The 17,002-nt window shown below is 66.4% G+C and carries 16 protein-coding genes and 1 pseudogene; 7 read left to right on the top strand and 10 right to left on the bottom strand.

All coding sequences use genetic code 11. The features are described 5' to 3' along the window. Positions 1-10 precede the first annotated feature (10 nt). On the bottom strand, positions 11-358 hold the full coding sequence (locus ACVWYO_RS18470; RefSeq protein WP_457353274.1) for an ArsR/SmtB family transcription factor: 348 nt from the start codon (positions 356-358) through the stop codon (positions 11-13). On the opposite strand from ACVWYO_RS18470, the gene ACVWYO_RS18465 reads away from it, so the two are divergent. Beyond that, positions 350-1,222, top strand: a complete 873-nt coding sequence (locus ACVWYO_RS18465) for a glucose 1-dehydrogenase (RefSeq protein WP_457353272.1) — start codon at positions 350-352, stop codon at positions 1,220-1,222. The genes ACVWYO_RS18470 and ACVWYO_RS18465 overlap by 9 nt on opposite strands. Before the next feature lie 183 nt (positions 1,223-1,405). Here ACVWYO_RS18465 and ACVWYO_RS18460 read toward each other — a convergent pair whose 3' ends face one another. From ACVWYO_RS18460 to ACVWYO_RS18450, 3 genes and pseudogenes are all read right to left on the bottom strand, one after another. After that, positions 1,406-2,878, bottom strand: a complete 1,473-nt coding sequence (locus ACVWYO_RS18460; RefSeq protein ID WP_457353270.1) for an efflux transporter outer membrane subunit — start codon at positions 2,876-2,878, stop codon at positions 1,406-1,408. Continuing rightward, positions 2,878-6,036, bottom strand: coding sequence for an efflux RND transporter permease subunit (locus ACVWYO_RS18455; RefSeq protein ID WP_457353268.1), 3,159 nt, complete (start codon positions 6,034-6,036; stop codon positions 2,878-2,880). The genes ACVWYO_RS18460 and ACVWYO_RS18455 overlap by 1 nt, the downstream gene beginning before the upstream one ends. A gap of 3 nt (positions 6,037-6,039) precedes the next feature. After that, positions 6,040-7,173: pseudogene (locus tag ACVWYO_RS18450) on the bottom strand (efflux RND transporter periplasmic adaptor subunit). 199 nt (positions 7,174-7,372) lie between these two features. Between ACVWYO_RS18450 and ACVWYO_RS18445 the strand changes: the two are divergent. Together ACVWYO_RS18445 and ACVWYO_RS18440 are read left to right on the top strand one after the other, a co-directional pair. Then, positions 7,373-8,101 carry a response regulator transcription factor gene (locus ACVWYO_RS18445; RefSeq protein WP_457353267.1) on the top strand — a complete coding sequence of 243 codons (729 nt, stop codon included), beginning with the start codon at positions 7,373-7,375 and terminating at the stop codon, positions 8,099-8,101. Then, entirely contained in the window at positions 8,085-9,467 is a 1,383-nt protein-coding gene (locus ACVWYO_RS18440) for an ATP-binding protein (RefSeq protein ID WP_457353265.1), read from the top strand. Before ACVWYO_RS18445 ends, ACVWYO_RS18440 begins: the two co-directional genes overlap by 17 nt. Before the next feature lie 16 nt (positions 9,468-9,483). Here ACVWYO_RS18440 and ACVWYO_RS18435 read toward each other — a convergent pair whose 3' ends face one another. Next, positions 9,484-10,263, bottom strand: a complete 780-nt coding sequence (locus tag ACVWYO_RS18435; protein ID WP_457353263.1) for an SDR family NAD(P)-dependent oxidoreductase — start codon at positions 10,261-10,263, stop codon at positions 9,484-9,486. 240 nt (positions 10,264-10,503) lie between these two features. Here ACVWYO_RS18435 and ACVWYO_RS18430 point away from each other — a divergent pair, with 240 nt between their 5' ends. The 3 genes from ACVWYO_RS18430 (at position 10,504) to ACVWYO_RS18420 (ending at position 12,670) form a co-directional block, all read left to right on the top strand. Then, positions 10,504-10,677: a hypothetical protein gene (locus tag ACVWYO_RS18430; RefSeq protein WP_457353261.1), complete on the top strand. Its 174-nt coding sequence runs from the start codon at positions 10,504-10,506 to the stop codon at positions 10,675-10,677. Positions 10,678-10,753: 76 nt separating this feature from the next. Beyond that, positions 10,754-12,232 (top strand): ABC transporter substrate-binding protein, encoded by a 1,479-nt coding sequence (locus ACVWYO_RS18425; RefSeq protein WP_457355051.1) that lies wholly within the window; start codon positions 10,754-10,756, stop codon positions 12,230-12,232. A 24-nt stretch (positions 12,233-12,256) separates the two neighbouring features. Beyond that, a complete protein-coding gene (locus ACVWYO_RS18420) occupies positions 12,257-12,670 on the top strand; it encodes a DUF4112 domain-containing protein (protein WP_457355049.1) in 414 nt (137 codons plus the stop codon). A 22-nt stretch (positions 12,671-12,692) separates the two neighbouring features. On the opposite strand, the gene ACVWYO_RS18415 is transcribed toward ACVWYO_RS18420, so the two are convergent. The 4 genes from ACVWYO_RS18415 to ACVWYO_RS18400 all read right to left on the bottom strand — a co-directional run bounded on the left by ACVWYO_RS18415 (position 12,693) and on the right by ACVWYO_RS18400 (position 15,030). After that, on the bottom strand, positions 12,693-13,409 hold the full coding sequence (locus ACVWYO_RS18415) for a ribonuclease T2 family protein (protein WP_457353259.1): 717 nt from the start codon (positions 13,407-13,409) through the stop codon (positions 12,693-12,695). After that, complete coding sequence (locus ACVWYO_RS18410; RefSeq protein WP_457353257.1) at positions 13,406-13,831, bottom strand: hypothetical protein; 426 nt, start codon at positions 13,829-13,831, stop codon at positions 13,406-13,408. Before ACVWYO_RS18410 ends, ACVWYO_RS18415 begins: the two co-directional genes overlap by 4 nt. A gap of 68 nt (positions 13,832-13,899) precedes the next feature. Further along, a complete protein-coding gene (gene nadC / locus ACVWYO_RS18405) occupies positions 13,900-14,748 on the bottom strand; it encodes a carboxylating nicotinate-nucleotide diphosphorylase (RefSeq protein ID WP_457353255.1) in 849 nt (282 codons plus the stop codon). A gap of 75 nt (positions 14,749-14,823) precedes the next feature. Next, positions 14,824-15,030, bottom strand: coding sequence for a hypothetical protein (locus ACVWYO_RS18400; protein WP_457353253.1), 207 nt, complete (start codon positions 15,028-15,030; stop codon positions 14,824-14,826). Between the two features lie 247 nt (positions 15,031-15,277). On the opposite strand from ACVWYO_RS18400, the gene ACVWYO_RS18395 reads away from it, so the two are divergent. After that, complete coding sequence (locus ACVWYO_RS18395) at positions 15,278-16,048, top strand: Crp/Fnr family transcriptional regulator (protein ID WP_457353251.1); 771 nt, start codon at positions 15,278-15,280, stop codon at positions 16,046-16,048. 5 nt (positions 16,049-16,053) lie between these two features. Here the strand turns inward: ACVWYO_RS18395 and ACVWYO_RS18390 are convergent, their stop codons facing one another. Next, complete coding sequence (locus ACVWYO_RS18390) at positions 16,054-16,986, bottom strand: IS5 family transposase (RefSeq protein ID WP_457352692.1); 933 nt, start codon at positions 16,984-16,986, stop codon at positions 16,054-16,056. Between the last annotated feature and the right edge of the window lie 16 nt (positions 16,987-17,002).

The following is a 17,002-nucleotide window of genomic DNA, read 5'->3' as shown; positions in this document are numbered from 1 at the left end:
GCGGATCGCGTTAGGACGACGCCGGACGAGCGTCGGGCGCAGGACCATTGCGCGCATGCGCCGCGAGGATCGCCGAAAGGAGGCCCGGAAAGCGCTCCTCCACCTCGGTGCAGCGCGACGCGTTGCGCATTTCCACACCCTGCCGCTCCGAGTGGATCAGCCCCGCCTCGCGCAACACCTTGAAATGTTGCGAGAGGGAGGATTTCGGGATAACCCGGTCACCCATGCTAGCGAATGCCGAACAGGTCTGCGTGCAGCCGCTGCCGGCGATATCGGCAAAGATCGCCGCCCGTACCGGATCCGACAGCGCGTGGAGGATCGCCTCGAGCCGAATGTCGTCAACAGAGGGATGCAGCAACGGTCGCATCGCAATCAGGTAACCCCTCTTGACGGCAACTTCAACAGTTCCAATATTCCGAACTATGGGACGAACGTCATGGTGGCGGGAATTGCCCATCGAGTCAGGAAACAGGTCATGGCAAAACTCACAGGCAAGGTTGCGGTCGTCACCGGGGCATCCAAGGGGATTGGCGCCGCCATCGCAAAGGCGTTCGCCGACGAAGGCGCCGCCGTCGTGGTCAATTATGCATCGAGCAAGGCGGGCGCCGACGCCGTCGTCGCCAGCATCACCGCGGCGGGCGGAAAGGCCATCGCGGTACAGGCAGACGTTTCGAAATCGGCCCAGGCGGAGGCTTTGATCGCCGAGGCCGTGAAGACGTTCGGGAAGCTCGACATTCTGGTCAACAATTCCGGCGTCTATGCCTTCTCACCGATCGAGAGCGTGACCGAAGAGCAGTACCGCCAGATGTTCGACGTCAACGTGCTCGGCCTGCTTCTCACCACCAGCGCCGCCTCCAAGCATCTTGGCGAAGGTGGCAGCGTGATCAACATCTCGTCGTCGGTCACCAGCGTCCTGCCGCCGCAATCGGCGGTCTATACGGGCAGCAAGGGCGCGGTCGATGCGATCACCGGCGTGCTGGCCGGCGAACTCGGTGCACGCAAGATTCGGGTCAACGCGATCAATCCCGGCATCGTCGAAACCGAAGGCACGCATACCGCGGGATTCATCGGTTCGGATTTCGAGAGTGGGGTCGTCGCCCAGACGCCGCTCGGCCGCACCGGCCAGCCCGACGACATCGCAGCAGTGGCGGTCTTCCTCGCGTCCGACGACGCGCGCTGGCTGAGCGGCGAGAAGATCCTGGCAAGCGGCGGCCTGCGGTAAGCGACCGCGGTTACGATGCCGTGCCTGAATATCCTCACACGGTATCGTCGCCGCGCTTTGCTTCGGCTTATCAGCAGACCGACACCACCCCTGCGGGCGTGAAGGTTACCGCCGGATCGCCCACGATGCGCGGCTAACGCTCCGCATCGGCCATGCGCGCGCCCGCAATGGTTCGACCGACGCCTATCTCGACGGCGTGGGCGTAGGACCGTCGGAACGCGCCGCGCTGCCATCCACATTCGCGGGATAGCGACCCGACCCCGCGCTCTCGCCCGCACTGTCTCCGCCAAGCACCTGATAGAGCGTGACGCGGTTGCTGAGCGCCGCGAGATCGGTCGCGATCTTGGTCTGGCGCGCGGTGTAATACGTCCGCTGGGTGACCAGCGCCGAGAGATAGGTGTCGATCCCCTCGCGATAGCGCGCCTCGGCGAGCACGTTCGCCTGACCCGACGCGCGCAGCAGATCGGCCTGTGCCGCTTGCTGCCGCTCGATCGTGCCGGCCCGCGCGAGCGCATCGGCGACTTCGCGGAACGCGCTCTGCACCGCTTTCTCATATTGCGCGAGGTACAGGTCGCGCTGCGCGACGCTGTATGCGAGGTTGCCGCGGTTGGTGCCGCCGAAGATCGGCACACTCGCCGACGAGCTCCCCGACCACGAAAACGCACCGCCGCTGAAGAGCGAGGACAGCGCGGTACTGGCGAACCCGACCGCCGAGGTGAGCGTGATCGTCGGGAAGAACGCCGCGCGCGCCGCGCCGATATTGGCGTTGGCGCCGATCAGCTGATGTTCCGCCTCGATCACGTCGGGGCGGCGCAGCAGCACCTCCGACGAAACCCCGACCGGCACCTTGGCGATCCCGCCCTGCAGCGTGTCGAGCTTGCCCGGGAGCAGTGCCGTCTCGACCGGCGCACCCACCAGCAATTCGAGCGCGTTGCGATCCTGCGCGACCTGCGTCGTCGCCTTCTCGACGTCGGAGCGCGATTGCGCGTTGGTCGTCTCGATCGATCGGACATCGACCTTGCCGGTCAGCCCGGCATCGTTGAGCGAGCGCGTCAGCCGGAGCGAGCGCGCGGTGCTGGCGACGGTGTCCTGCGCGACCGCGAGCAGATCCTGATCGGCGGCGAGCGTCGCATAGGCCGTGGCGGTCTCGGCGATCAGCGCGAGGCGCGTGTTGCGCGCGCCTGCCTCAGTGGCGAGATAGGTCTCGAACGCCGCCTTGCTGAGATTCTTGAGCCGCCCGAACAGATCGATCTCGAAGCCGCTCACCCCGACATCGGCGGAATAGCTGTCGATTCCCCCGGTCGCCCCGGTCGAATTGCCGCCGCGCGACAGCGACGGGCCGCCGCTCGCCGAGATCGTCGGCAGCTGCGACGCGCGCTGGACGCGGTATTGCGCGCGCGCCGAGGCGATATTGGCAACGGCCGCGCGCAGATCGCGATTGTTAGTGAGCGCGCGGTCGATGATCGTGCGCAGGCTGGGGTCGGTGAAGACATCGCGCCAGGCCAGCGGCGCCTCTGTGTCCGACGCCGCCGCGCCATAGGCCGGCCCCGTCGGAAAACTTGGCGCAACCGGCGCCGCCGGGCGGACATAGACCGGCGCCAGATTGCATCCTGACAGCAGCACCGCGGTGGCGACGATAAGGAAGGGCTGGCGCATCACTTGGTCTCCGGCACGGGCAAGGCCGGCGCGTCGTCACGGTGGTCAGAGTCGGTCTTGTCCATCCCGAACAATCGCCCGACCAGGACGAAGAACATCGGCACGTAGAAGATCGCGATCGCGGTGGCGGTCAGCATCCCGCCGATCACCGCGGTGCCGATCGCGATCCGGCTCTGCGCGCCCGCCCCCGTCGCGATGGCGAGCGGAACGACGCCGGCGATGAAGGCGAGGCTCGTCATCAGGATCGGCCGCAGCCGCACCTTGGCCGCCTCGAGCGCGGCGTCGAGCGCGTTCTTGCCCGCCTTGTGCGCATCCTCGGCGAATTCGACGATCAGGATCGCATTCTTTGCCGCCAGCCCGATCGTGGTGAGCAGGCCGACCTGGAAATAGATGTTGTTGTCGAGCCCGCGCAAAGTGACCGCGACCACCGCGCCGATCACCCCGAGCGGAACCACCAGCAACACCGCGATCGGGATCGACCAGCTTTCGTAAAGCGCGGCAAGACACAGGAACACGACCAGGATCGAGATCGCATAGAGCTTGGGGGCCTGCCCGCTGGTCAGCTGTTCCTGATACGACAGCCCGCTCCACGCATAGCCGGTGCCCTTCGGCAGCTTCTGCTGCAACGCGACGATCGCCTTCAGCGCATCGCCCGAGCTCGAGCCCGACGCCGCCTGCCCCTGGATTTCATAGGACGACTGCCCGTTGAAGCGCGACAGCGACGACGGCCCCTTGGTCCAGCTCGTAGTGGCGAAGGCCGAGAACGGCGTCATCGTACCTGTCGACGCCGCGCGTACCATCCAATTGTCGAGATCGCTCGGCAGCGCGCGGAACTGCGCGTCGGCCTGCATGTAGACGCGCTTGACGCGCCCGCGATCGACGAAGTCGTTGATATAGGTGCTGCCCCAAGCCGAACTGAGCGTCGCGGTCACGTCGCTTTCGGCGAGGCCGAGCGCGGCGAGCTTGGCTTCGTCGATATCGACATGCAGCTGCGGCGTATCGTCGAGCGAACCGGCGCGGACGCCCGCCAGCTTGGGGTCCTTCCCCGCCGCCGCGATCAGCTGGTTGCGCAATTCGAGGAAGCGCGCCTGGCTGAGCCCGCCGGTATTGAGCAGCTCGAAGGTGAAGCCGTTCGACTGGCCGAGCCCCGAGATCGCCGGCGGGGTCAGCGCGAAGACCTGCGCATCGCGGATCGCCATGAGCTTCATCGTCGCGCGTCCGGTGATCGCGTCGGCCGAATTGGCCGTGTCGCTGCGATCCTTGAATGGTGCGAGATTGCCGAAGGCAAGGCCCGCATTCTGCCCCGAGCCCGAGAAGCCGAACCCCTGGATGCTGAGCAGGCTGGCGACGTTCTTCTTCTCGGTGGTGAGGAAATAGTTCTCGACCTGATGCGCGACCGCATCGGTGCGCTCGGCGGTGGCGCCCGCGGGGAGCGTGAACTGGACCAGCGCCTGCCCCTGATCCTCGGTCGGCAGGAAGCCGGTCGGCAGCCGCACGAACAGCACGGCGAGAACGACGCAGATCACCGCATAGACGCCCAAGTGCAAGGCACGGCGCCCGACGACACTGCGCACCGCGCCGACATAGCGCCCGGTCGTGCGGTCGAACCAGCGGTTGAACTTGCCGAACGGCCCCTTGCGCTCGAGCGGGTCCTGGTGGCTCGGCTTGAGCAACGTCGCGCACAAAGCCGGCGTCAGGATCAGCGCGACGAGCACTGACAGCAGCATCGCCGAGACGATCGTGATCGAGAACTGGCGATAGATCACGCCCGTCGAGCCGCCGAAGAACGCCATCGGCAGCAGCACCGCCGACAGCACCAGCGCGATGCCCACCAGCGCACTGCCGATCTCGCCCATCGACTTGATCGTCGCATCACGCGGCGACAGACCTTCCTCGGCCATGATGCGCTCGACATTCTCGACGACGACGATCGCGTCGTCGACGAGCAGGCCGATCGACAGCACCATGCCGAACAGCGTCATCGTGTTGATCGAATAGCCGAACAGCGCGAGCACGCCGAACGTGCCGAGCAGCACCACCGGCACCGCGATCGCCGGGACAAGCGTCGCGCGCCAGCTCTGCAGGAAGACGAACATCACGATCACGACGAGGACGATCGCCTCGAACAGCGTCTTGACGACTTCCTCGACCGACAGCTTGATGAAGTCGGTCGTGTCGCGCGGATAATCGATGACATAGCCGCTCGGCAGGCTGACCTCGAGCTCCTTGACCTTCGCCTTGACCGCGGTTGCGGTGGCAAGTGCGTCGGCGCCCGGCGCGAGCTGGATCGCGATCGCGCCGCCGGGATGCCCGTTGACGCGCGACACCGTGTCGTAGCTCTCATTGCCGAGCTCGATCCGCGCGACGTCGGACAGTCGCACGACCGATCCGTCGGTCTGCGCCTTGACGATGATGTTGCGGAACTGCTCGGGCGTCTGGAACCGCGACTTGGCGGTGACGGTGGCGTTGAGCCGCTGGCCGGCCGGCGCAGGCTTCTGCCCGATCTGCCCGGCCGAGACTTCGACATTCTGCGCGCTGATCGCGGTCTGCACGTCCGACGGCATCAATTTGACCGCGGCGAGCTTGTACGGATCAAGCCAGATGCGCATCGCATATTGCGAGCCGAAGACCTGACTCTGTCCGACGCCGTTCACGCGCGCGAGCGGGTCCTGATAGGTGTTGACGAGATAATCGGCGATCGCGGTCTGGTTGGCGCGGTCGGTCTTGTCATAGATCGCGACGATCATCAGGAAGTCGCTGTTCGACTTGGTGACGGTCACGCCCTGCTGCTGCACCTGGTTGGGCAACCGCGACAGCGCCTGCTGGACCTTGTTCTGGACCTGCACCTGCGCGGTGTCGGGATCGGTGCCCTTCTCGAAGGTCACCGTGATCGACGCGCTCCCCGCCGAGCTCGAGCTCGAAGAGAAATAGAGCAGCCCGTCGATCCCGGTCAGCTGCTGCTCGAGGATCTGCGTGACGCTCGTCTCGACCGTCGCCGCCGATGCGCCGGGATAGGTCGCACTGACCGAGACCGAGGGCGGCGCGACGTCGGGATATTGCGCGATCGCCAGCGACATCGCCGAAGCGATACCCGCCAGCATGATCCCGATCGCGAGCACCCAGGCGAAGATCGGGCGGTTGATGAAGAAATTGCTCATCGCTCAGTTCGCCTTGACGGCGACGGGCTTGACCAATGCGCCGGGCTTGGCCTTGTCGACGCCCTCGACGATCAGCTTGTCGCCCGCCTTGAGCCCGGCGGTGATCAGCCATTTGTTGCCGATCGCGCGATCGGCGGTAACGGTCTTCTGCACCACCTTGTTGTCCGCGCCGACGACCAGCGCGGTCGCGGCCCCGGTCGGATCGCGGCTGATCCCGTCCTGCGGCGCGAGGATCGCATTGGGCACGATCGCCTCGGGCGAGACGATCCGCACGAACATGCCGGGCAGCAGCAGATTGTTGGGGTTGGGGAAGCGCGCGCGGATCGTCACGCTGCCGGTATTCTGGTCGACCGTGGCCTCGGCGAACTCGATGCGGCCGACCTGCGGTTAGTCGGTGCCGTTCTCGAGCTTCAGCCGGATCGTCGCGCTCGCGGGCAGCGCGCCGCCCGAGGCAAGCGCCTGGCGCAGCGCGATGATCTTGGACGAGGATTGCGTGATGTCGACGAAGATCGGGTCGAGCCGCTGGATCGTCGCCAGCGCATCGGTCTGGCTCGCGGTGACGAGCGCGCCCTGTGTATAGGTCGAGCGGCCGATCCGTCCGGTGATCGGCGCGGTGATCCGCGTGAACGCCAAATTGATCCGCGCGGTACGCAGCGTCGCCTGCGCCTCGGCGACCGAAGCGCGCGCTTGGCCCGCCGCGGCGATCACATCGTCCTTGTCCTGCTTGCTCACCGCCTCGATGTCGGTGAGCCGGCCATAGCGCGCCGCCTTGGCGGTCGCGGCCACGGCGTTGGCCTGGGCGTTGGCGAGCGACGCCGTCGCCTGCTGGACGGTCGCGCTGTAGAGCGACGGGTCGATCTGGTAGAGCGGTTGCCCCGCCTTGACGAGCGAGCCCTCGGTGAACAGCCGCGCCTTGATCAGCCCGGAAATCTGCGGCCGCACCTCGGACGACATGAAGGCGGACGTCCGGCCCGGGAGCTCGGTCGACAGCGTCACCGACCCCGTGCTCAAGGTCACGAAGCCGACCTCGGGCGTGGGGAATGCGGGCGGGCCGGACTGCTTGCCGCATGCGCCAAGGCCTAACAACAGCGGCATGGCAATCAGGACAGCCGACCGGGCTGGCATCGAACGAGGCATTGCAATCTCCGGGGCAGTCGACCGACCTGGCAATCTGCGCCCTGTGCCCTGCGCTTCCAATGTAGGCGCAAAAAGCCAAAGTTGGTGTCGCGCCTAGTGGATCGGTATTGCCCCGTAGCGCCGCGCAACGGCGTGTATCGACGTGTATCACGCACCCGGATCTGCAGGACGTGGCGAATGTCCGATGCTATCGACGCGCATGGTCCCAAGCCTCGACCCCGCTCCAAGCCGTGTGCTCGTCGTCGATGATGACGAGGATATCCGCGAGCTGATCATCGCGCAGCTCGTGCGCGATGGGCATGACGTGGTCGGCGTCGGCACCGTCGCCGATATCCGCCCCGCGCTCGCCGAACGGCCCGCCGATCTCATCGTGCTCGATCTCAACCTGCCCGACGGCGATGGCCTCAATCTATGCCGCGAGCTGCGCGCGCAGGGGATTACGGTCGGCATCATCATGGTCACCGCGCGCGACAGCGCGATCGACCGCGTGCTCGGGCTCGAGCTCGGTGCCGACGACTATCTGACCAAGCCGTTCGAACCGCGCGAGCTCGTTGCGCGCGTGCGCAACCTGCTGCGCAGGACGCGCGACGAAGAGGGCGCGAAATCGCGCAACGCGCGCACCGCGACGTTCGGCGGCTGGCGGCTCGATCTGGTGCAGCGCCGCCTCGTCGCGCCTGACGACCGGCTGGTGATGCTGTCCTCAGCCGAATTCCGCCTGCTCAGCCGCTTCACCGAAGCGCCCAACATCGTGCTGACGCGCGAGGAACTGCTCCCCGAACGCGCCGCGACGGTCACCTTCGATCGCTCGATCGACCTGCAGATCAGCCGCTTGCGCCAGAAGATGGCAAGCGTTCCAGGCGGCGACGCGCTGATCCTGACGGTGCGCAACGAAGGCTATGTGCTGGCGAGCGATGTCACCTACGCCTGACCGCCCGACGTTGCTCGCTCGTGCGCGTGACTTTGTCGGGTCGATGGCCGGGCGGATCTTTTTGATCCTCGCCATCGGCATGTCCGCTGCCTCGATCGGATCGCTCTTCGTCGCCGAACAGGCCCGCCAGCGCGATTTCAAACATGTCCGCCTCGAGCGCGTCGCGCTCAGCACGGTCGATGTCGTCAAACGCCTGCAGGACTCGCCCGATGTCTTCGGAAAGTTGCTCGCCGAGCGGCGCATCTTCGGCGCGATCCCGGCGCCCGCGACGATCGCGGTCCGTCCCAATCTCGAACTGTCGGACATCCTGCGCCAGCGTCTCGGGGCAGCCGCTCGACCCGAGGCGGGCCAGGTACCGAGCCGGCTCTGCCTGCCGCGACCCTCGACGGACATCGGGCGCTTGGCAGCCGGGATCGCCGACCTGCCAGAGCCCGATTGCTGGGTGATCCGCTTCGTCGATCGCGCCGGTGTCTCCCATTCACTCGCGATCCTGTTGCCGGCGTTGATCCTGCCGCGCAGTTCGACGCTCGACCCGGCCTATCTCTCGATCGTGCTCGGCGCGAGCGCGTTGCTGGCGATGCTGGTCGGTCGGCTCGCCGCGGCGCCGCTACGGCGGCTCGCCGAAGCCGCGCGCGCAGTCTCGATCGCCAGCGAGCCCGAGCCCGTTGCCGAACGCGGACCGACCGAAGTGCAGGCAGCGCTCCGCTCGTTCAACGTGATGCAGCAGCGCGTACGCGACGGCGTGCGCGACCGCACGCAATTGCTCGCCGCGATCAGCCACGATCTGCAGACGCCGTTGACGCGACTTCGCCTGCGCCTCGAGCAGGTCAGCGACGACGCGTTGCGCGAACGCCTCACCGCCGATCTCGTCGCGACGCAGACCCTGGTGCGCGAAGGGCTCGAGCTCGCGCGCAGCAGCGAAAGCCGTGAACCCCTGTCGAGCGTCGATATCGATTCGCTGCTGTCGAGCATCGCCGAGGATGCGAGCGAATTCGGCTCTGACGTCACCTTCGTCGGCGGCTGCGGCGCGGTCGCGCGCGTCAAGCCCAATGCGCTGACGCGGACCATCGTCAACCTCGTCGAGAATGCGGTGAAGCACGGCGGCAGCGCGCAGATCGAATGCTTCAAGACGCCCGGCAAGGTGACGATCGCGATCCGCGACTTCGGAAGCGGCATCCCCGAAAGCCGGATCGAGGCGATGTTCGCGCCGTTCGAACGCGGCGACGCAAGCCGCTCGCGATCAACCGGCGGTACCGGCCTTGGCCTGACGATCGCGCGCGCGCAGGCCAAGACCTTTGGCGCCGAGGTGTTTCTGTCGAACCATCCGGCCGGTGGCCTGCTCGCCGCGGTGGTGCTTGCCGGCTAGCGCGAGCGTCAGCCGCTCACATCAGCGTATCGATGACGCCGCCATCGACGCGCAAGGCGGCCCCCGTCGTCGCGGATGCCAGCGGCGAGGCGAGATAGACGACCATGTTCGCAACCTCCTCGACCGTCGCCGCGCGCTGGATGATCGAGCTCGCCCGGTGTTCCTGCACGAACGCCGCGGCGACATCCTCGATCGATTTGCCCGTCCTGGCGCGTTCCGCCTCGAGCATTGCCTCGACGCCTTCGGACAAGGTTGGCCCCGGCAGCACCGAATTCACCGTCACCCCGGTTCCCGTCATCCGCTTGGCGAGACCGCGCGCGAGCGCCACGTCGGCGGTCTTACTGACACCGTAATGGATCATCTCGACCGGGATGTTGAACGCCGATTCGGACGCCAGGAACAGGAAGCGGCCCCAGCCGCTCGCTTCCATCCCCGGCAGATAGGCGCGCGCGAGCCGGACGCCGGCCATCACGTTGACCTGCCAGTGCCGGTCCCACGTCGCGTCATCGGTCTCGAAGAAATCCGACGGCTGGAAGATCCCAAGATTGCTGACGACGATGTCCGCCTGCGGCACCGCGGCGACGAGCTCGTCATGGCCCGCGACACTCCCGAGATCGGCCGCCACGCCGCGCGCGCTGCCGCCAAGGCGCGCGACCGCGGCATCGACCTTCGCCTGCGTGCGACCGTTGACGATCACCGTCGCGCCCGCGCTGGCCAGCCCTTGCGCGATGCCGAAGCCGATGCCTTCGGTCGAGCCCGTGACGAGGGCGGTCTTGCCGGTGAGGTCGATGTGCATCGGATGGTCCTTCGGTCGAACATGGGCTGCGCGCAGCCAAGCGCGGATCGTGTGCCCCGGCGAAATGGTGTCGGCAGGACACATCTTGAAGGGGCGCTCGTCGCGTGACCGCCACAACGCTCCACACCCGAGCGAAAGCTCGCCCGGAAACGGGTTCTGCTCCCCGCTGGATCGCTCGACTTCATTCACCGTCTGGGCTAAAATCTCGGTGTTCAGCGTGCGTTAGCCCCGGAGACGACTATGCCAGACGATGTGAATGCCGCGATGGAGCGGTTTCAGACTTTTCTCGGGACTTTCCACGGCGACCTGGTCGATGAGAAAAGCGGTTTTACCGTGAGCGACGGAATGCTGCTCGTCGGGGAAGTCCAATTGTCGCACGCGCATCACGAACCGGACGAAAGTCCGTTCGACTAACGGCCCAATCGCACCACCGCACCGGCGCCATGACCCGGTGGCGCTCCCCCCGGCCGCGTGGCAAGACGGAGCGATGATGCACGCCCCGCTCCCGCTCGCGCCGATCGCCAAGCCGTTCGGTCTTGCCGCGCTGCTCGTGCTCGCCGCCTGCTCGCCGCGCGCCGATACTGGCCCGGTCGTGGTCAGCGCGATCGGCGGCGCACCCGCGCTAGCGGATCCGGCCCGCGATGCGCTCGATACGCCCGCGCGCGTCATGCTCGATGCGACGGCGCAAGGGCTCGTCCGCTTCGACGCGACCGGCCAGGTCGAGCCAGGAATCGCCGAACGCTGGAGCGTGATCGACAACGGCACCAGCTACATCTTCCGCCTGCGCGATAGCGAATGGGCCGACGGGCAGCCGGTGACCGCGTCCGAGGTCGTCAAACTGCTGCGCCGCCAACTCGCGCCGCAATCGCGCAACAGCCTGCGCCCGTTTCTCACCGCGATCGACGAGATCGTCGAGATGACTCCCGAGGTGATCGAGATCCGGCTCAAGCGACCGCGGCCCGATCTCCTCAAGCTGTTCGCACAACCCGAACTCGCGCTCTTTCGCGTTCAGCCGCCGAGCGGCAGCGGGCCGTTTCGCGTCATCGCGCAGCGCCGCCGCAGCGTAACGCTGCGTCCCGCCTTCGATCCGGCGCGCGCGCTCGATGACGATGCCGCCGAGCCATCACCCGCCGCGACCGTCAAGCTGATCGGCGAGCGCGCCGCGCGCGCGATCGTGCGGTTCGAACGTGGCGAGGCGGCGCTCGTCACCGGTGGGAGCTTCGATGACTGGCCGCTCGTCATGACGACGCAGATCGCGCCTGCCAACCGCCGGTTCGATCCCGCCGCCGGAGTGTTCGGGCTCGCGGTCGTCAACCGCGACGGCGTGCTGGCCGATCCCGGCAATCGCGCCGCAATCGCGCGCACGATCGACCGCGCGGGCTTCGTCGCGGCGATCTCGGCCGATTGGCCCGCCGATACGCAGCTGCTCCCCGAACAGCTCGATTCGGCCGCGCCACCCGCAGTGCCAGCGTGGTCGCAACCACCCGCCGAGGGCGAGCCGACGGCGCGCGCACGGATCGACCAATGGCGCGCCGCCAATCCCGGCGACCTGCGAATCCGGATCGCGGTGCCGAGCGGACCGGGCGGGACGGTGCTGTTCGGGTATGTCGGCGCGGCCTTGCTGTCGCTCGGTATCCAGCCCGAACGCGTCGCACTCGATGCCGCGGCCGATCTGCGGCTCATCGACGCGGTCGCGCCGTATGACAGTGGCCGCTGGTACGTCGCGACCGCCTGTCAGCCGTGCAGCGAAGCCGCGACCACGGCGATCGAGGCGGCGCGCGAAGCCGATTCGCCGCGCCTGCGGGCACAACAGATCGCCGCCGCCGATGCGGCATTGGCGAGCGACGTCGCCTTCATCCCGCTCGCGCGCCCGCTGCGCTGGTCACTGGTCAGTGTCGGGCTAAAGGCGTGGACGGGGAACTCGCGCGCGTGGCACCCGTTGAGTCACCTGCGCAACGATTCAAACTGAGGTGACATGGCCAACACGTCTCGCATGACTCCCCCGCCGCTCGGCGACTTTGCCGCTCACTATGCGAGCAAGGATCCCGTTGCGGTGCGCAAGCGGATCGAGGCGATGGAGCATCTGCTCGAGGGCCTGTTCACGATTCCGGGCATCAACCGCAAGATCGGGCTCGACGTGATCCTCGATCTGATCCCGATCGGCGGCGACGTGGTCGGTGCGGCGATGGGCGCCTGGATGGTATGGGAAGCGCGTAACCTCGGCATGTCCAAGATGCAGATGGCACGGATGTTCGGCAATGTCGGGATCGATTTCGTGCTCGGCGCGGTGCCGTTCGTCGGCGCGATCCCCGATCTGCTGTTCCGCTCGAACACACGGAACTTGAAGATCATCAAGCGCCATCTCGACAAACACTATCCGGCCACCGCGGTGATCGACGCGAAGTAACCGAAGCGAGGGGTGCCGACGCTTAGTAGCGTCGGCCGCGCCACACCTTGACACTGTCGGCGTTCGCCAGCCCGCCCGATCCGGCGACGCAGCGCGTATAGGCAAAGCTCTTGTCGAGGCACAGCCACAGCTCGTCGAGCCAGCCCTTCTTGTTCGCGGTAATACGCACCGCGGTCGCTGGCACCCCCGGATTGGCAGCGGCGAAAGCCTCGGCGAGTTGCCCCGCGGTCAGCGCACGGCGCGACAGCCGGTCCATGTCGGGGTAGCGCAGCTTGCCGTACAGCCCGCTCGAGCGCGCGAAATAGGCGTCCGGCGTGATCCCCATGCACGTGCCATGCTTCGACCATTCGTGCTGGAGCAATTGCGGCGACGGCGTCGCGCAGACATGCCGCTTGATCAATTCGGGCGGCAGGATCGGCGTCGCGGTGCAATATTGCGGCCATTCCGATCCAACCCCGTCGGGCCAGAGCCCATGGAGCGTGAAACCGAAGCGATTGCCGCCGCCGCATTCGAAGCTCTTCGTCGGATCATTGGTATTGCCGTGGCAATATTCGGGCGCCCAGGTCAAAGCGAGCGTATAGCCGGTAATCGGCCGCACCCGCTGCGGCTGGCTCGCCGAGGCGAGATCGGGATGCGGGCTCGGCAGGCTCGCGGGCACGCTGCAGTGCAGTGCCTGCGCCTGCACGACACCCGGCAACGCGAGCATCGCCGCGACGACGGCCTTGGACAAAAGCTTCATGCTGCGGTCTCCCCGAACCAGACTTTGCTTGCGGGCTTGAACAGCGCAAAAACCGCGACAGCATTGAGCACCCAAGCCAGCACCGCAAGAATGCCACCAACCCCCTGCGGCATCGTCCCCTTGACCGCAGCAAGCACGAAACTGAGCGCGCCGATCCCGAAGAAGCCGGTGATGATCCACTTCGTCACGACCGAGGCCTGGCGTGCGGTAAAGTACCAGAGCAACAGCGAGATGACGATACTAAGGACCGTAACCCCGATCAGCATCGACTGCCCGAACGCACTGCCCAACTGGGCCGCAGCCGGCTGTTCGGCAATGCGCGCCATCGTATCGTTCCACGCCATCGCACTGTTCACCAGCCCGACGACGACCGCGCCGAGATAGCAGCGTTCGAATAGCGTGATCGAGGCCGGCCGTTCCACGATTCATTCCCCCGTTCTGAAGCCCTTACGCGCCAGACTAACCCCGAGCGCGCGGCCCACGCAATGCCTCATCCGATCGCGGTGAAATCCAGCCCGATATCGGCGGCGGGCGCCGACTGCGTCAGCCGCCCGACGCTGACATAGGTCACCCCCGTCCCGGCGATTGCGCGGATCGTGTCGAGCCGGACACCGCCCGATGCCTCGGTCGGAACGCGCCCGGCGACCAGCGTGACCGCTTCGCGCAGCATGGGAGGCGCCATATTGTCGAGCAGCAGATGTGTCGCCCCCGCCGCGAGCGCAGGCTCGATCTGCGCGATCGCGTCGACCTCGACGATGATCCGCGCGATCCCGGCGGCAACGGCGCGCGCCACCGCCGGGCCGACCCCGCCGGCGACCGCGACGTGATTGTCCTTGATCATCGCAGCGTCCCACAGCCCCATCCGGTGATTGGTCGCCCCACCCATCCGCGTCGCATATTTTTCGAGCGTGCGAAGGCCGGGGATCGTCTTGCGCGTGTCGAGCAAGGTCGCTCCGGTCCCCGCGATCGCATCGACATAGCCGCGCGTCATCGTCGCGATTCCCGACAGATGCTGAACGGTGTTGAGCGCCGAGCGCTCGGCGGTGAGCAGCGCACGCGCCAGGCCCTGCAGCCGCAGGAGCGCGGTGCCGGCCTCGACGCGCGCGCCCTCCCCGACCAGCCGCTCGATTTGCACCGCGGGATCGAGCGCGCGGAAGAACGCCTCGGCGATCGGCAAGCCCGCCACGACGATCGCGTCGCGGCTGTCCATCACTCCGGTGAAACGCGCATCGGCGGGGATCACCGCCGCCGAGGTGATGTCGCCGCCTGGGCCGAGATCCTCGGCGAGCGTGGCAGCGACAAAGGCATCAAGGTCGAAGCGATCAAGGGTGAAGCGCATGGTGGCCTCCGGCAGCAGGGGGAAAGCGCGCCGCTATACGGGGGCAAGTGCCATGAGGCCAGAAGCACGCTGAGATCAGTGCGACGCGCCGGGGCCGGAAATGACGGCGACCGCAGCGGTGAAGGCGAGGTCGAGCGCGGTTACGCCGCTATCGTCAGCGATCGAGAGCCGCGTGTCGACATACAGCATTCCGCTTGCCGCATCGGCAGCGATCAGGTCGCGCGCCACCGCAATGGCGCGGGCTCGGACGCCGACGAGATCGCAATCTCGACACCGAGGCATAAACGCTCCTCGAGGAAGACAGGGACAGATACACATCCCCAAGACGCCGCCGATCGTCGCGTCAGCGCCAGTCCCTGCATACCATCGCGCGCGAGCGTGCCCTGCCGGAAACTGCGCACGACACTGAAATTATTGATATTTGATAAGCTCAAGCGGAACGATCCACGCTAAAGCGCCCCGTCCCGCACGCGGCTACACAGTCCTAGGCGACTGTGATCTGCTTACACCCCGCCCCCGCGGAGCGCCAATGCCTTTCGATCCCATTCTTGAAGCGATCATCACTCGCATCGAATCCCGCTCGGTCCTTTCGGAGGACGACCGCAGCGCCATCCGCACGCTTCCCTACACGCAACGCCAGATCGAACCGTCGAGCTATTTGGTCCGCGAAGGGACGCAGCGCACGCGCTGCGCCGTCCTGCTGTCGGGCTTTTGCTATCGCCAGAAATTGACGAGCGATGGTGCGCGCCAGATCGTCTCGGTCGAGATCCCCGGCGATTTCATCGACCTGCAGCACCTTTTCCTCAACGAAACCGATCACAACTTGCAGGCGCTGACTCGCGCCAGCGTCGCCGAGATCGATTCGGCCGCCTTGCGCACGCTCGCGCTGACGCGGCCTGCGATCGGTGCGGCCTTGTGGAGCGAAGTGCTGATCAGCGCGTCGATCTTCCGCGAATGGATCGTCAATGTCGGGCGCCGCGACGCGCACAGTCGCGTCGGGCATCTGCTGTGCGAACTGGCGGTCAGGCTCGAACTCGCGACGGGCGCGAAGGACCGGCTGTACGACCTGCCGATGACGCAGGAGCAGGTCGGCGACGCGGTCGGGCTCACCCCGGTGCATGTCAACCGCGTGCTGCGCGCGCTGACGCAGCGCGGCTTCATCTCGCGCGACCGGCGCCAGATCGCGATCCTCGACTGGGACGCGCTGCGCGACGCGAGCGATTTCAACCCGCGCTATCTGCACCTCAAGCCGTGGCTTTGTTGCATAATTACGCGAGAGCATGACCGACGTTTTACTTGAAGATGTTATTGGATGCGGACGGTCACCGGCGTTCCTATTTCGGAGAACCGATTGAGAATTGCAGCACGGACTTTGAGCTCGGTAATCTGACGATCGAAGGTGCGGGCGACAACGCGCTGGCCCAGGAGTTTGAAGCAGTGCATTTTGGTCTCGACCAGACTGCGGCGATGATAGCCGCTCCACTTTTTCCAGATTGCGCGACCAAGCCGGTTTGTCGCGCGTAGCGCTCCATTGCGTGCATCGACGCCGGGACCGCCTTCTGCCCATGGTTGCCCGTTGCGGCGGACCGGGATGACCGCATCGGCACCGCGCCCGGCAATAGCGGCATGGCAGTCCCTGGTATCATAAGCGCCATCTCCGCCGACGCTGAGTATCCGCTCGTCTCCGGGAATTTGCGCCAGGAGAACGGGCAGCGTCGGTGCGTCACCAATGGCATTCGTCGTGACCTCAATGGCCCGGATATCCAGCGTCCCAGCATCAATCCCGAGATGCACCTTGCGCCACTGGCGACGGTAGGACGGTCCGTGTTTGCGCGTCTTCCACTCGCCTTCTCCCGTCATTTTGATCCCGGTGCTGTCGACCAGCAGGTGCAGTCCGCCCGAGCTGATCCGCCCGCCGAGGTTGACCTTCAACGTCTTCTGCCGTCGGCACAGCGTCGTATAATCCGGCACCGACCAATCCAGCCCCGCCATTTTGATCAGGCTCGAAACCAACCCCGTCACTTGCCGCAAAGGCAGGTTGAACAGCGTCTTCAGCGTCAGGCACAGCTCTATCGCGCTGTCTGAAAACCGCATCGGGCGACCAGGGCGACCACACGGCTTCGAAAGCCAGTGCATCTCCGGATCAAACCATATTTCCAGCGACCCACGCCGCTTCAGCGCCGCATTATACTCAGGCCAGTTCGTCGTACGATACACAGGTGCGGCAGGTTTGGGCATTACGCCTATCTATACC

The sequence above is a fragment of the Sphingomonas sp. UYP23 genome (genome assembly GCF_054059235.1).
This window is presented reverse-complemented; position numbering and strand designations above follow the sequence as displayed.